The organism is Enterococcus salsurae, from assembly GCF_054784955.1.
The window spans coordinates 390,654-404,173 of the sequence record NZ_BAAHWY010000001.1; the positions used below are offsets into that span (position 1 = coordinate 390,654).

General features: G+C 42.9%; 14 protein-coding genes. 2 read left to right on the forward strand and 12 right to left on the reverse strand.

The genetic code is table 11. The features are described from left to right. The first annotated feature begins 216 nt into the window (after positions 1-216). A complete protein-coding gene (locus ACYVRS_RS01955; protein WP_313538111.1) occupies positions 217-1,128 on the forward strand; it encodes an ArsR/SmtB family transcription factor in 912 nt (303 codons plus the stop codon). Between the two features lie 46 nt (positions 1,129-1,174). On the opposite strand, the gene ACYVRS_RS01960 is transcribed toward ACYVRS_RS01955, so the two are convergent. The 6 genes from ACYVRS_RS01960 to ACYVRS_RS01985 form a co-directional block, all read right to left on the reverse strand. Next, positions 1,175-2,203, reverse strand: a complete 1,029-nt coding sequence (locus ACYVRS_RS01960; RefSeq protein ID WP_313538109.1) for a Gfo/Idh/MocA family protein — start codon at positions 2,201-2,203, stop codon at positions 1,175-1,177. 22 nt (positions 2,204-2,225) lie between these two features. After that, a complete protein-coding gene (locus ACYVRS_RS01965) occupies positions 2,226-3,194 on the reverse strand; it encodes a sugar phosphate isomerase/epimerase family protein (RefSeq protein WP_461202359.1) in 969 nt (322 codons plus the stop codon). After that, positions 3,191-3,910 (reverse strand): ThuA domain-containing protein, encoded by a 720-nt coding sequence (locus tag ACYVRS_RS01970; RefSeq protein WP_313538108.1) that lies wholly within the window; start codon positions 3,908-3,910, stop codon positions 3,191-3,193. Before ACYVRS_RS01970 ends, ACYVRS_RS01965 begins: the two co-directional genes overlap by 4 nt. After that, the gene (locus ACYVRS_RS01975) at positions 3,907-4,662 is read right to left on the reverse strand and encodes a sugar phosphate isomerase/epimerase family protein (protein WP_313538106.1); all 756 of its coding nucleotides are present in this window, start codon (positions 4,660-4,662) and stop codon (positions 3,907-3,909) included. Before ACYVRS_RS01975 ends, ACYVRS_RS01970 begins: the two co-directional genes overlap by 4 nt. Positions 4,663-4,690: 28 nt before the next feature. Further along, positions 4,691-5,767 carry a Gfo/Idh/MocA family protein gene (locus ACYVRS_RS01980; RefSeq protein WP_313538104.1) on the reverse strand — a complete coding sequence of 359 codons (1,077 nt, stop codon included), beginning with the start codon at positions 5,765-5,767 and terminating at the stop codon, positions 4,691-4,693. Positions 5,768-5,974: 207 nt separating this feature from the next. Continuing rightward, positions 5,975-6,844, reverse strand: a complete 870-nt coding sequence (locus ACYVRS_RS01985; RefSeq protein ID WP_313538102.1) for a helix-turn-helix domain-containing protein — start codon at positions 6,842-6,844, stop codon at positions 5,975-5,977. Positions 6,845-6,976: 132 nt separating this feature from the next. On the opposite strand from ACYVRS_RS01985, the gene ACYVRS_RS01990 reads away from it, so the two are divergent. After that, a complete protein-coding gene (locus ACYVRS_RS01990) occupies positions 6,977-7,765 on the forward strand; it encodes a PHP domain-containing protein (RefSeq protein WP_461202361.1) in 789 nt (262 codons plus the stop codon). A 64-nt stretch (positions 7,766-7,829) separates the two neighbouring features. On the opposite strand, the gene ACYVRS_RS01995 is transcribed toward ACYVRS_RS01990, so the two are convergent. From ACYVRS_RS01995 to ACYVRS_RS02020, 6 genes are all read right to left on the reverse strand, one after another. Beyond that, complete coding sequence (locus tag ACYVRS_RS01995; RefSeq protein WP_313538098.1) at positions 7,830-8,768, reverse strand: 2-dehydropantoate 2-reductase; 939 nt, start codon at positions 8,766-8,768, stop codon at positions 7,830-7,832. A 280-nt stretch (positions 8,769-9,048) separates the two neighbouring features. Beyond that, positions 9,049-10,005: an oxygen-dependent tRNA uridine(34) hydroxylase TrhO gene (gene trhO / locus ACYVRS_RS02000; RefSeq protein ID WP_461202363.1), complete on the reverse strand. Its 957-nt coding sequence runs from the start codon at positions 10,003-10,005 to the stop codon at positions 9,049-9,051. A 108-nt stretch (positions 10,006-10,113) separates the two neighbouring features. Then, positions 10,114-10,851, reverse strand: a complete 738-nt coding sequence (locus tag ACYVRS_RS02005) for an alpha/beta fold hydrolase (RefSeq protein WP_313538094.1) — start codon at positions 10,849-10,851, stop codon at positions 10,114-10,116. A gap of 123 nt (positions 10,852-10,974) precedes the next feature. Beyond that, positions 10,975-11,847 carry a fructokinase ScrK gene (gene scrK, locus ACYVRS_RS02010; RefSeq protein WP_313538133.1) on the reverse strand — a complete coding sequence of 291 codons (873 nt, stop codon included), beginning with the start codon at positions 11,845-11,847 and terminating at the stop codon, positions 10,975-10,977. A 186-nt stretch (positions 11,848-12,033) separates the two neighbouring features. Next, complete coding sequence (locus ACYVRS_RS02015; RefSeq protein WP_313538092.1) at positions 12,034-12,528, reverse strand: LURP-one-related/scramblase family protein; 495 nt, start codon at positions 12,526-12,528, stop codon at positions 12,034-12,036. A gap of 3 nt (positions 12,529-12,531) precedes the next feature. Then, positions 12,532-13,407: an SPFH domain-containing protein gene (locus ACYVRS_RS02020; RefSeq protein ID WP_054115087.1), complete on the reverse strand. Its 876-nt coding sequence runs from the start codon at positions 13,405-13,407 to the stop codon at positions 12,532-12,534. Positions 13,408-13,520 lie beyond the last annotated feature (113 nt).

Consider the following 13,520-nt stretch of genomic DNA (forward strand, 5'->3'; position numbering starts at 1 on the left):
TTAATTCGTTAATCTTTATACACGACTTATACTTTAACTAATTAGTATTAGTATTTTGTTGTTTCCGTTTACAAAAATTAAATTATCATCTATTGCAAGCGCTGTCAATGCTATGGTATATTAATTTAGTAAAAACAACTCATTGGTTAATGAACATAGAAATGTTACCTAAGATCCCTGCATTTAGTTTAACTTAAAAGTTAAGGAGATGAAGCAATGGAACTTGATTTAACGAAACACTCACTTGCTGTGTATGAAGCATTAGCGAGCGAAACACGGTTAAAAATGATTCACTTTATCGGCAGCGAAAAGAAAAGTATCAGTGAGATCGCCAAAGAATTACAGATCAGCAATGCCATCACCACCCGCCATGTACAACAAATGGAGGATGCTGGATTATTAGATTCAGAAAGAGGGATTGGCGCCAATCGAAATAAAAAAATGGTTTTTTTAAAAGTAGACGATATCCATATCACATTTCCAGAAAGAATCTACCAAGCCTTTAAGTTGCACTCAACCGATCTCAGCATTGGCCACTTTACTGATTTCTCTGTCAACCCAACCTGCGGTTTGGCCACTGTCAAAGAAGTGGTTGGCAAATCGGATGATCCAAAGTATTTCTTAGATTCCAATCGTGTCAATGCAGGATTGCTATGGTTTAGCGAAGGCTTTGTGGAGTACAAGATCCCAAACCTTTTGCAAGAGTCTGAAACAGCAGAATTGTTGGAAATCAGTCTTGAATTGGCTTCGGAATTCCCACTATCCAATAACATTTGGCCAAGTGATATTTCGATTTTTGTCAACGATGTCAAAGTAGCTGTCTATACGGTTCCTGGAAATTTCTCAGACACCAGAGGTCGCTATACGCCCCTTTGGTGGAATGATCGCTTTAGTCAATATGGCTTGCTCAAACACATTCGGATCAACAAACTAGACACCGGAATTGATGGTGAATCATATTCAGAAGTTACCATCGATGATCTAAACCTGGATGATTCTCCTTTTATAAAACTGCGCTTAGAAATCGAAGAAAATGCCAAAAATAAAGGCGGACTCACCTTATTTGGCAAAGGATTCGGGAATCACAATCAAAATATTCTTGTGAATGTTTATTATTTAGATAGTTAATAGAAAAGGATCACAGACCAATAAATTGGTCTGTGATCCTTTTTCTCTATGCACTTGCAAATATTCGCTCAATCAGCAACATCACTTGCCGCACTTCTTCGTTTTTCACGATTGGTTCTGCTTGATTACGCACGACATGGTAAAAGTTTTTGTAGAATGGATCGAAATCCGCTTCTGCCGTTGGGAATGGGACTTTCTCGGCGGCTAATTCGGATGGCGGTGCCATTGTTTTGGTCAAACCTACGCCTGCTTGCACTGGTTTTGGTGCGGCAACATCTTCTCGACCTGTCGCCCGAACCATTTCACCATTCAATGACCAATCCGTGATCGTTGCCGTGCCTTCTGTTCCTTTGATATACCAGCGTGGCAACTGTGTATAGTTGGACGTTCCGACTTCGACGATTGCTTTAACGCCATTTTCGAAGGTGATCAGACTGAAGAATCCATCATCGACTTCTTCACCTAAGACATAGCTTAAGTCTGCTTTAACATCCTTCACTGGACTATCCACCAACCACAACAGTTGATCTAGCAGATGCACGCCCCAATCTAACAGCATACCGCCACCTTGTTTTTTGACATGTCGCCAATCACCTGGGATACCGTTAGCACCTTGGACCCGTGATTCCAATTGGAACAAGTCCCCAATTTGTCCATTGCGGTACAATTCTCGTACGATCAAGAAATCAGGGTCCCATCGTCGGTTTTGATGGACCATAAATGTATTGCCTGTTTCTTTTGCAACAGCCATGATTTCATCTAATTCCGCGACATTCAAAGCAACCGGTTTTTCACACACCACATGTTTGCCAGCCCGCAGTGCTGCGATCGATAAGTCTTTATGCAAGTCATTTGGTGTTGCGATCAGCAACGCTTCAATTTCTGCGTCTGCCAATACGTCTTCATAACTTTTATAGATTTTATGGCCTTTCTCTTGCGAAATAGCCTGCCGTTCTTCTGAAATATCGTACGTACCTACGATATGGATCCGTTCGTTTTCATTCGGCATAATATTGTGCACATGGTAAGCGCCCATGCCACCATAGCCGATTACTGCAAAGTTGATTGCACTCATTTTTTGAACCACCTTTCCGTTCTTACGCCCACCACATAGATGAGGCTTCTTCGCGAATCATGATCGTTTTTAGATTACTGATCGCCCGTGTCAATCCTTCATCGATGGACATGATTGGATCTTCATGTTCGATACTCAATACATAGTCATACCCATAGATGCGCAGTGCAGAGATGATATCTGACCAGACTTGCAGGCTATGGCCGCAGCCGACTGACCGGAATGTCCATGCCCGGCTTTTGACATTGCTGTACGGTTGCATATCTGTCAACCCATGCATATTGATGTTGTCTTGATCCAAATAGGTATCTTTGGCATGGAAGTGATGGATGGCATCTGCTTCCCCTAAGATTTTGACTGCGGCTACAGGATCGATGCCTTGCCACCATAAATGACTTGGGTCAAGATTGCAGCCAATCGCTTTACCGGCCGCATCTCGAAGTTTCAGCATTGTATAAGGTGTGTGGGCTAAGAATCCACCGTGCAATTCAATACCGATTTTGACACCGGCTGCCTCAGCTTCTTGGTTGATGCCTTTCCAATATGGAATCAATTTTTGGTCCCACTGGTAATTGTAATTGTCGTCGTATTCAGTCGGCCATGGCAGGACTGGCCAGTTGACTTGTGTGTCTGTCGCATTCCCACCGGAGACGCCAGAAAAACCATTGACTACTGGCACTTGCATCAAGCTTGCTAGTTTGATCGTTTTGCGCAGCAATTCATCTGCTTCTTGGGCTTCATTTTTTAATGGAGAAATCGGATTGTTGTGACAACTTAATGCAGAAATCGATAATCCTTTGTCTGCTAACTTCGCTAAATATTCTTTGCGTGCAGCTTCGTTGTCTAATAATCGATCGATATCTAGATGGGCATTCCCTGGAGAACCGCCAGTGCCGATTTCCACAGTTTGCAAGCCTTTTTTGGCTACTTCATCGATCATTTCTTCAAAGCTTAATTGGTTGAATAAAGGTGTAAATACGCCTAATTTCATTTGATTTCCTCCTCTAATGCTTGAAAGTGTCCATAATAGGGATAGCTGTTTTCCGTTGGCGCACACCAACGGGCAGCATTTTTGATGACTTTTTGGACTTTCTCGTTATAATAGCTCGGGAATGTTTCATGTCCGGGTTGGAAATAGAAAATTTTGCCATTTCCACGTCGGAATGTGCACCCGCTGCGGAACACTTCGCCCCCTGGGAACCAGCTAACAAAAATCAGTTCATCTGGCGCAGGGATATCGAAATGTTCACCGTACATTTCTTCTTGTTCTAATTCAATATATTCTCCGACACCTTCCACGATTGGATGGCTTGGATTGACATTCCACACCCGGGCATGGCGGTCATCGACACGCCATTTCAAATCACAAGAAGTACCCATCAAGGTTTTGAATACTTTTGAGAAATGACCAGAATGCAAAACGATCAAACCCATTCCTTCTAACACGCGCTGATGGACTCTTGCGACAATCGTGTCATCGACTTCGTCGTGGGCCATATGTCCCCACCATATCAAAACATCTGTATCGGCTAATACTTGTTCCGTCAGCCCATGCTCTGGTTCATCTAAAGTTGCTGTTCGCACTTCAAAGTCGTCCGCGCCCAAAAAAGCAGCGATTTGACCATGTATGCCTTCTGGATACATTTTTTGGACTGTTTCATCCGTTTTTTCATGACGAAATTCATTCCAGACTGTGACGTTAATCATTGGTGGACCTCCTCTACGATCTCTTTCAATTGTAAATAATCAATGGCAATTGCTTCTAACGGGCCATAGGCTTGGAACGCTTCTTGTTCAACGATCAACCATGGCAAATCAAGGGCTTTTGCTGCCTCCACATAGTCTTTGATTGGCAGGATACCTCGATTGATTTCGGTGCTTTCTTTTGGTTGTGCTTGCATATCTTTGATATGGACCAATCCAACTGTTTCTCGATGCGCCGTCAGCCACGGCAATACATCCACGTCGGCAAATGCCAACCAATACAGATCTGCTTCTAATCTTAAAGATGGGTTATCTTTCAGCAACAAGTCGATCATGGATCGATCATGAATTTCGGTAAATTCATGGGCGTGGTTATGATAATATAATGTCATTCCTGCCGCTTGGACCTGTTGGGCAATGTCTTTCAGTGATTGGGCAAAATCCTGCCATTTTTCAACAGTATCAAAACTGGCATAAGGAATCACGATACGCGTGTTGCCAATTGCTTGTTCAAACGCCAATGTTTCTTGGATCTTATCAGGCAGCAATGCTTCATAGGGAATATGAGAAGCCGCTGCTTCAAGGGATAACTGAGTTAACAGCGCGGCAATTTCCGCCGCAGAGTGATCATAATAACCGGCAAATTCAACCCCATCATAGCCTGCTTGTTTGACCGTTTGCAACGCTGTGGCAAAGTCTTCTTTACAGGCATCCTGGATGCTCCATAGTTGTACGCCAATTTTTGGTTTCGTCATGTCCGTTCCTCCCATGCGCTTCTATTCTCTAGCCCAAATAGACAGGTTCACCTGTATTTGATGATTTGTAGATGGCTTCTAAAATCTCGGTCACGACCATTGCTTCTTCTGGTTTTACGACCGGCTCTGTATCATTGATGATCGCTTGGATCCATGATTGGGCTTCTAGGATCTCAGGGGTTTCGCCAGTGCCTTCATAAAAATCAACGCCGCCAGTTTCTAATTCAATATTTTTTTCGTAGAGCAAGCTATGGTCTTCGCCATTGATCGTCAAGCCGTTGTTCATGTCTGCACCGGCTTTGCTGCCAATCAGCGTTGTTTTGGCTTCTTTGACGTCCAAACTGTTCAAAGCCCAGCTCGCTTCAAGGAAAATCGTTGCCCCATTCTCCATCACAACAAAACCAAAGGCAGAATCTTCAACAGAGAATTTTTCAGGATCCCATGAGCCCCATGCATTGGCTGCATTTTTGGTTTGTGATAATTCATGATAGGCTTTGCCGACCACGAATTTTGGTTTGTAATTGTTCATCATCCACAAGGTCAAGTCTAGGGCATGGGTACCAATATCGATCAATGGACCGCCGCCTTGGGCTTCTTCATCTAGAAAAACACCCCATGTCGGTACTGCACGACGACGAATCGCATGGGCTTTCCCGAAGTAAATATTGCCTAGTTGGCCTTCTGAACAAACTTCATGCAAGTAGCGAGAATCTTTTCTGAATCGGTTTTGGTAGCCGATCGTTAATTTTTTGCCTGTACGATTCGCGGCTTCGATCATCGCCTTGGCTTCTTCAGTGGTTTTGGCCATTGGTTTTTCACACATCACATGGCAATCTGCTTCTAACGCAGCAATCGATAATTCTGCATGAGAGGCATTTGGTGTACACACATGGACCACATCAAGATCCGCTTGTGCCAACATCTCTTGATAATCACTGAACACTTGTGCATCCTCTGTTCCAAAAACAGATTTTGCTTCCACTGCACGTTCAATGATCAAATCACAAAATGCCACCATTTCTACTTCTTCAACATGTGACAATGCAGGCATATGCTTGCCATTCGCAATCCCGCCACAACCAATAATTCCAACTTTAACTGTCATAACTTTCCTCCTGAAAACGCTTTTTATTTTCTATAGAGTTATTATAACGAACCCGCAAACGAACTTCTTCCCGCTTTCCAAGGAAAAAATTCCCGAAATTTATCTTATGGAATTCTCACCAAATATGTCAGGACGTGCTTATTTCGGATTGGGAACAGGTGCCTTTTAGCGACAAAAAAAACTTGCCGTGGATCCCAGCAAGTTGTGTTACTCGTTTAAATTCAGTTGTTTTTGGTACTGTAATGGCGATTGACCTACCGTTTCCTTGAAGACGTGATGGAAGGTTTTTACACTGGCAAATCCTGCTTTCTCTGCCACTTCTGCCATCGGTATTTTTTGATTGGCCAAGATAAATTTGGCCTGATTGATCCGATACTCCGTCAAAAACTGCATAAATGTTTTCCCAGTATTGGTCTTAAAAAAACGGGTAAAGTAATGGGGACTAAACCCAACATAGCGCGCAGTTTCTTCCATCGTCAGCACATCTTGATAATGTGATTCAATATACTCGAAGACTTGATTCAATCGTTGCAATGTTTCTTTGTATTGGGCAGCAGAACGCTTCAACGTACCATGGACTTTTTGACGTTTGGGTAAACTTTGATAACATTCTCCAATGATTTGATAGAGTAAGCCCATCATCAAATAGCGCTTTCCTCGGACATTCTCTTCTTCTAGTTGATACAACTCAGTCAACAGACCTGTGATTTTCTCAGTAAAGCTATCAGGCCATTCACGGCTATGGGGCTCACCCTCTTCAAACAAACGCAAAAGAGACGTTTCAGATTCTCTTAATAAGCCTTCTTCAAATAGTTTCAAATCAAATTGGTAGACATAACGCTCACTTTCTGGAGATGCCAGAAAATAATGCGGCTGACCGCTGGCAAAAAGATACAAATCCCCTTCCCGCAGTTCAACGATCGTATCATCAACACCAATATTGACTGTGCCGCGCTTGGCATAAATAATCTCGATTTCTTTATGTACGTGGGGGTAAACGATCGTTAATCCATCATTTAAAAACGTGCGAAAACGAAATTCACTTTCAAATTCCGGAATTTCTAGATACATACTCATCGACTGACGGCTCCTTCTCAGCTATTCGTAGTCTATTATAATAGAAAATGAATAGAAGAGAAAACCTTTTCTGCAAGAGCATGGTTTCTACTGGCTTTTTGTGGTATCGTATTCAGAAAAAGGAGGCTTTTTATGAACTACTATGACCAACATTTGCACACCTTTTTATCCTTCGATTCCAATGAACAATTTGAACATTATTTGGCGTACCAACCTGAATTTTTTGTAGCGACAGATCACTTTGATCTAAAAAACCCCTATTCGAATTTTCACGATGATATTCCTGATTATCAACGCCTAGTCGAAAAGCATCAGCAATTGCAAGATACCACCAGCACACACTTGCTGAAAGGGATTGAGATTGGCGTAGTTCCTGGCCAAGAACAACAGATTCTCGACTATCTCCATGACCATCCCTATGATTTGAAACTGATCAGTATCCATCAAAACGGTACCTTTGATTATATGGATGATGCTGTCTTGAAAAAAGACAAATTCGACGTGGCAAAAATCTATTTTGAACAGATGTCAACCGTCCTCGACTCATTTCCTGAAGGCCATATCATGACTCATTTCGATTATGGATTGCGCCGTTTTGATTTCAGTCAAGAAGAATTGGCGCAGCATTTTGAAACTGAATTGACAACGATCTTCAAGAAAATCGTGGCGCGAGAATTGGCGATGGAGATCAATGCCAAAAGTTTTGGCCCCTACAAGAATGCCCATTTGTACGAGTATGCGATTCCTTTATATCAAAGCGTAGGGGGCAAGCTCTTCACCCTCGGTTCTGACGCCCATGTAGCAAGTGATTATCGTATGGATTTTGCTGCGATGAGCAAACTGCTGCGTTCTTTTGACGTGACAGAATTGGCTGTGTTTCAAGGTACGGAACGGATGATGACGGATTTGCCGGAAGCATAATGGCTATTCACAACAAAACGGATCTGCAGCAATTCTGCAGACCCGTTTTTCTTTTCGGACGCTGTTACTTCGCTTCCAACACTTCTTCTTTCGCGTGGATCAATTGCGTCAAAAAGTCACAATAAGGCGTCGGTACATCGTATTTCTTACCTTTGCGTGAGATGGCGCCATTGATATAATCGATTTCGGTTTTTCGGTGATTGTTGATCAAGTCTTGATACATGGATGGATAATGCATGCCGATCCCTGCTGGATCATACGTTTCTTCAATATGACGAACCACTTCTGGAATATCTAATTCGACTGCTTCATGTCGGGCAACAGCAGCGAATTCTGCAACGATCGTTTCAACCATTTTCCGAGCTGTTGAGGTACTGCCAAACTGGGCAATATTGACATCTAAAATCGAGCATAAGCCATTCAATGTCCCGTTGACGCAGGCTTTGCGATAGATTGAATAACGGATATTTTCTGAATATGCAGCATGTAGACCTGCAGCTGCCAAGACAGCCGCGACTTCCTTCGCTTCAGTTTCATACCCTGGTTTCAAATTCTGCAATTCCACTGAGCCTTCTCCAAATAAGCGCACTTGGCCAGGGCCAATCAAATCTGCCGTCCAGATGGTGTTCCCAAGAAAAATTTTGTCAGCAGCTACATATTTTTCAATCGTATCTTCATGGCCGATGCCATTTAGAAGGCAAAGCATCTTCGTTTCTTCACCGATCATTGGCTGGATCGTTTGCATCATTTGATCCAATTGCATCGCCTTAGTAAATACCAAAATCAAATCTGCTTGTGTGTCTGAAGGGATTTCCTGTTGCGCATAGATTGGAAATGGAACGGCGATTTCTTCTCCATTCAAATTGGCTCTCAACCCATGTTCCCGAATCGCTTCGATATGCGCCGGCCAACCATCGATCAACGTCACTTCGTTGCCGCCTCTTTTCAACATGATCGCAAAGCGACTACCCATCGCACCAGCACCAGCAATAACAATTTTCATCTATCTTCCTCTTTCCTATCTGACAATTAGGTATAGTTTACTCTAAATTGCCCAAATATGCGAGAGGCTTGCGTTTCAAGCAAGAAAATTTAAGAAAAAGCGAATTGGAATAGTTTGATTTTTCTGATAATTAAAGAACGTACACTACTCCTTTACAGTACGCTCTTCCTCGTGTAAACGGTTGACCGCTTGCAACCACAAAAAAATACTTGCTAGCCGACACGGTCATGACCGTCCAACTAACAAGTATTTCACTACCTATCTTTTCACACCAAACTACTTATGCCCGCATGGCTTCTACCGCAAAATTCGCCAATAGACGTTCCTTTTCGGCTTCGGAAATGCCATGTTTTTCAACATAGCGGTTGTGTTCGTGCGTGGCACAATCGTAGCTGCAGGCACCTAAATGCGCAGCTTGATTCTCTTCTGACGTCAAGAATTGACGGTTACATTCAGGATTAGCACAGTTCACGTAACGTTCACATGGTGTCCCATCAAACCAATCACGGCCAATTACTTGTTTGTCTACGTGATTGATTTCCACACTGATGCGTTCATCAAAGACATACATTTTGCCATCCCACAATTCTCCTTGTACTTCTGGATCATTGCCATAGGCAAAAATGCCGCCATGCAATTGGGCAACATCTTCAAAGCCTTCCCGCATGAGCCAACCTGAGAATTTTTCACAGCGAATACCGCCGGTACAGTATGTGACCACTTTTTTGTCCATAAACTGTTCCTTGTTGTCGATGATCCATTGCGGCAATTCCCGGAAACTGCGAATGTCTGGGCGAACCGCACCACGAAAATGACCCAAATCATACTCATAATCATTTCGGGCATCGATCACAACTGTATCTTCATCCAACAATGCTTCTTTGAACGCTTTCGGGTCTAAATATTTCCCAGTCATTTCTAATGGATCGATATCATCTTCAAGATTCAATGAAACCAATTCTTTTCTTGGACGGACGAAGATCTTCTTGAAGGCATGGTCTGCCACTTCATCAATCTTATAAAAAATGCCTTGGAAACGAGGATCTGCTTCCATCATTTCCCGGTATCTATCTGTCGCTTCGATCGTTCCTGAAAGCGTGCCGTTGATACCTTCTTTTGCGACTAAAATACGACCTTTGATGTCGTTTTCTTTACAAAATGCTAAATGCTCCTTTGCGAAGCTTTCTGGATCTTCGATAGTTGTATATTTGTAAAACAATAAGACACGGTAATTCACAATAATTCCTCCTTTTTTTGCACACTACAGTATAGGTTATCTCGTGACAAAAAACGAGTTTTATGCTTGTACCTTTTCACACAATCTCGCCAATTGCTGCAACATTGATCACTGCAACGATGTGACGAAAAATGCTGTGACTTGATCCATTGTTTCACCGCGAACCAAATGCCGTTCTTCTCGGGAGATAAACTGTAGGTTGGCCTCAGGATTGGCCTCTACGAAAGCTTCTACATCTTGATAGGGGATCTTTTCATCTTGGGTCCCATGCCAAAACAGCAACGGTCGCTGACCTAATTTTTCTGGTTGCGATTGCAGATCATAGTCGTCCATCCAACCCAACAGCTTCGCATAATCGTCTGGCACAAAAAAGCCAGCTGCGCCGGCATGGGTTTGGATGCGCGCCCGATAGCTGATCATGGAAGGAGAACCCATGATACAGGCAGCCGCAGTGATTTCAGGATGTTGGCACAAAAGACCGCAAGTGGTCATGCCCCCCATCGAAACGCCGCCGACTGCAATTTGTCCATTGACTAAACCTAAATTTTCAAAGAAATCTACTAAGTATGCAAACTCGAACAAGTTCGTTTGAATACTTTGCCAAAACGTTAGGGACGGAATTTCCGATAAAGCAGTTTTTCTTTCGCCATGGTTAGCGGCGTCTGGTAAAATCACTCGAAAGTTGGCACGTGCTAACTTTCTCCCTTGGGTCAAAACCAACTCTTTGCTGGTTTGCCAACCGTGATAATAAATGATCAATGGTAACGGTTCATAGATCAACGCCTCCGGTACCACCTCTAACACAGGAATATTGCCGATTTTTCTTTTGCGTACTGCTACTTTCATTTTCTCCACCTCTTTCTAAGTATACGGAATGTCCAGCTTTCTGCAAAGCAAGTTCCCTTTGTACGCTCCTAGTCAGCCTATCATGAAAAAGACCATGCCAGCTACCGCATGGTCTTCGCTTTCCTATGCGTGTAAAACTGCTTCTCTTGCCAATGCCAGACAGCCTAATGTTCCCGCATTGTCTTCTAGTGCTGGCGTAACGATGTATTTATCTAAAGTCGGCGTTTCTACATAGCCATTGATCAGTTTTTGAAATGCTTGACGGACGTTTTCCAGCATATGCCGCTGTTTCATGACCCCACCGCCAAATATGATCACATCTGGTGAGAGCATCAATGTTGTATTATAGGCACATTGGGCAATATAGCTGGCTTCAATGGCCCAGTATGGATCATCCTCTGACACATCTTGGCCTTTTTTGCCTAATCGTTTTTCAATCGCTGGTCCTGCAGCCATGCCTTCTAAACAATTGCCATGGAACGGACAACTGCCTTTGAAATCATCATCAGGATGGGGCACGACCAATGCATGACCCATCTCAGGATGGCTGAACCCTTCAACAAAACGGCCATCTTGCAACGCACCACCGCCCACGCCGGTACCTATCGTATAATAGACAACACTGCGACGGCCTTTGCCATTGCCAAAAACATATTCCCCGTAAGCTGCCGCATTGACATCTGTTGTCCATGAAATCGGTATAGGAAATGCTTTTTTCATCGTGCCGATAAAGTCAAAATTCTGCCATGCCAACTTTGGCGTTGACGTAATATAGCCATAAGTTGGTGACTCATGATGGATATCGATTGGTCCAAAAGAACCAATCCCGATGCCCGCCAACTGGTCTTGATATTGTTTAAAAAAGTCAATCACCAACGCCATCGTTTCATCAGGTGTTGTGGTAGGGAAACTAACCCGTTCTTTGATCGTCATTTCTTCATCGCCAATGCCGCAAACAAATTTCGTGCCGCCGGCTTCGATCGAACCGTATAACATGTACTCCACTTCTTTCTTTGGTTGATACTTCATTTTAACTAACTTTTATTGGAAATACTAGGCGATCGACAAAACTTATCCCATGAATAAACCCTTTGACCATAAGATTCTAACCGATTTCACTTTCACTTGTCTATTTTTCCCTCACGGACAAAAAAAGACCTGCATCCTGCAGATCTTTCTCTGTTAAGAACTCGCTGAACTTGCTGCATTGTCATCTGCTTTGACACGATCAATGGCGATAACCAAAGAAATGATCAAATCGTCCATATCTTCTTCATAAATCACAACTTCGTAAGTATCTCCCCATGAGATCCATTTTTTGTGGATCTCAGCGACTCGTTTGCCATGGCGGTTGACAACAAAGTCCATATCCCACCAGTTGCCATCAACACTGATCCCTTCTGCATCAATGTCGTATTTTGCTCTGAAAAAAGTCAATTGTTTAGATAAGACAATGGCTTCTTTGCCATGGACTTCAACAAAAAACTTTGGCAGCAAACTAAAGACTTTCTTGGTGATCTCTGCCACTGGTTGGCGTTGTTCATCTAAAATCTTAAAACGCTTAGGAATTTGCATAAAACTGCCTTCCACATAGTAACGGGGATTTTGTTGTTCATCCATCACAGTAAATTTTTCACCAATACTAAATACCTTTTGCTTGATATAGAGTTTTTTCATCTGTTAGACTCCTTTTTCTTTGACATCTCCGGTATTGATCACTGGTTGCGTGCCTTTATCGGTAATGATCGATACCAGTAAATTATTGATCAGTTGCACTTTACGGTCATCTGTAAAATTGATGTCTTGGCCATCTTCGATCTGTTCTAAAGCCATTTGTGTCATTGAAACGGCCCCTTCAACAATGATTTGGCGGGCGGAAAGAATTGCTTTGGCTTGTTGTCGTTGCAGCATCGCACTGGCAATTTCTGTCGCGTAAGCCAAATGATTCAAGCGCGTTTCGATCACTTCAACACCAGCAACAGCTAACCGTTCTTGCAACTCTTTGGCTAATTCGGCTGACACTTCATTGGTATTCCCACGTAAGGTGATGTCGTCATCATTGAATGTGTCATATGGATATTGACTGGCAATATGGCGAACTGCCGTTTCACTTTGAATCTCAATAAAGTTTTGGTAGTAGTCAACGTCGAACAGTGCTTTTGCGGTATCAACGACTTTGAACACGACCACCGCCGATATCTCGATTGGATTGCCATCAGAGTCATTGACCTTTAGTAAAGAACTATTAAAGTTGCGGACTTTCAATGATACATTGATCTTTTGTGTCAATGGTGTGGTCACGAACAAACCATTGGCTTTGATCGTGCCTAAATATTGACCAAAAAACAAAATTGCTTTGGCTTGATTCGGTTGCACGATGGTCAGTGAGCTGAGGAATAAAAAAGAAATGATCCACAAAACCACACCGATGATGATCTCAAATGCGCGTTCATTGACCGCACCGTCATAAAACATATAGGCACCACCGATCAACAACCCAATCAACACCACCAATGCCAAATACCCATTCACATGAAACGTTTGTTTTTCTTTCATTTTGTTCCTCCTTTGTCTTATTCTCTCCATCTTACCGCGGTTGTTTCAAGTCTGCAAATGTTCTTACGCATTTTTTTACAGGACCAATCGTCCTATTTTGATTTTGACCCATT

Bases quoted from the DNA above. Each gene is read 5' to 3' on its own strand.
- ACYVRS_RS01970 (WP_313538108.1), bottom strand. From the start codon at position 3,910: ATGATTAACGTCACAGTCTGGAATGAATTTCGTCATGAAAAAACGGAT.
- ACYVRS_RS01975 (WP_313538106.1), bottom strand. From the start codon at position 4,662: ATGACGAAACCAAAAATTGGCGTACAACTATGGAGCATCCAGGATGCC.
- ACYVRS_RS02020 (WP_054115087.1), bottom strand. From the start codon at position 13,407: ATGAAAGAAAAACAAACGTTTCATGTGAATGGGTATTTGGCATTGGTG.
- ACYVRS_RS01955 (WP_313538111.1), top strand. From the start codon at position 217: ATGGAACTTGATTTAACGAAACACTCACTTGCTGTGTATGAAGCATTA.
- ACYVRS_RS01985 (WP_313538102.1), bottom strand. From the start codon at position 6,844: ATGAGTATGTATCTAGAAATTCCGGAATTTGAAAGTGAATTTCGTTTT.
- ACYVRS_RS01990 (WP_461202361.1), top strand. From the start codon at position 6,977: ATGAACTACTATGACCAACATTTGCACACCTTTTTATCCTTCGATTCC.
- ACYVRS_RS02015 (WP_313538092.1), bottom strand. From the start codon at position 12,528: ATGAAAAAACTCTATATCAAGCAAAAGGTATTTAGTATTGGTGAAAAA.
- ACYVRS_RS01965 (WP_461202359.1), bottom strand. From the start codon at position 3,194: ATGAAATTAGGCGTATTTACACCTTTATTCAACCAATTAAGCTTTGAA.
- ACYVRS_RS01980 (WP_313538104.1), bottom strand. From the start codon at position 5,767: ATGACAGTTAAAGTTGGAATTATTGGTTGTGGCGGGATTGCGAATGGC.
- ACYVRS_RS01960 (WP_313538109.1), bottom strand. From the start codon at position 2,203: ATGAGTGCAATCAACTTTGCAGTAATCGGCTATGGTGGCATGGGCGCT.
- ACYVRS_RS02005 (WP_313538094.1), bottom strand. From the start codon at position 10,851: ATGAAAGTAGCAGTACGCAAAAGAAAAATCGGCAATATTCCTGTGTTA.
- ACYVRS_RS01995 (WP_313538098.1), bottom strand. From the start codon at position 8,768: ATGAAAATTGTTATTGCTGGTGCTGGTGCGATGGGTAGTCGCTTTGCG.
- scrK (WP_313538133.1), bottom strand. From the start codon at position 11,847: ATGTTATACGGTTCGATCGAAGCCGGCGGCACGAAATTTGTTTGCGGC.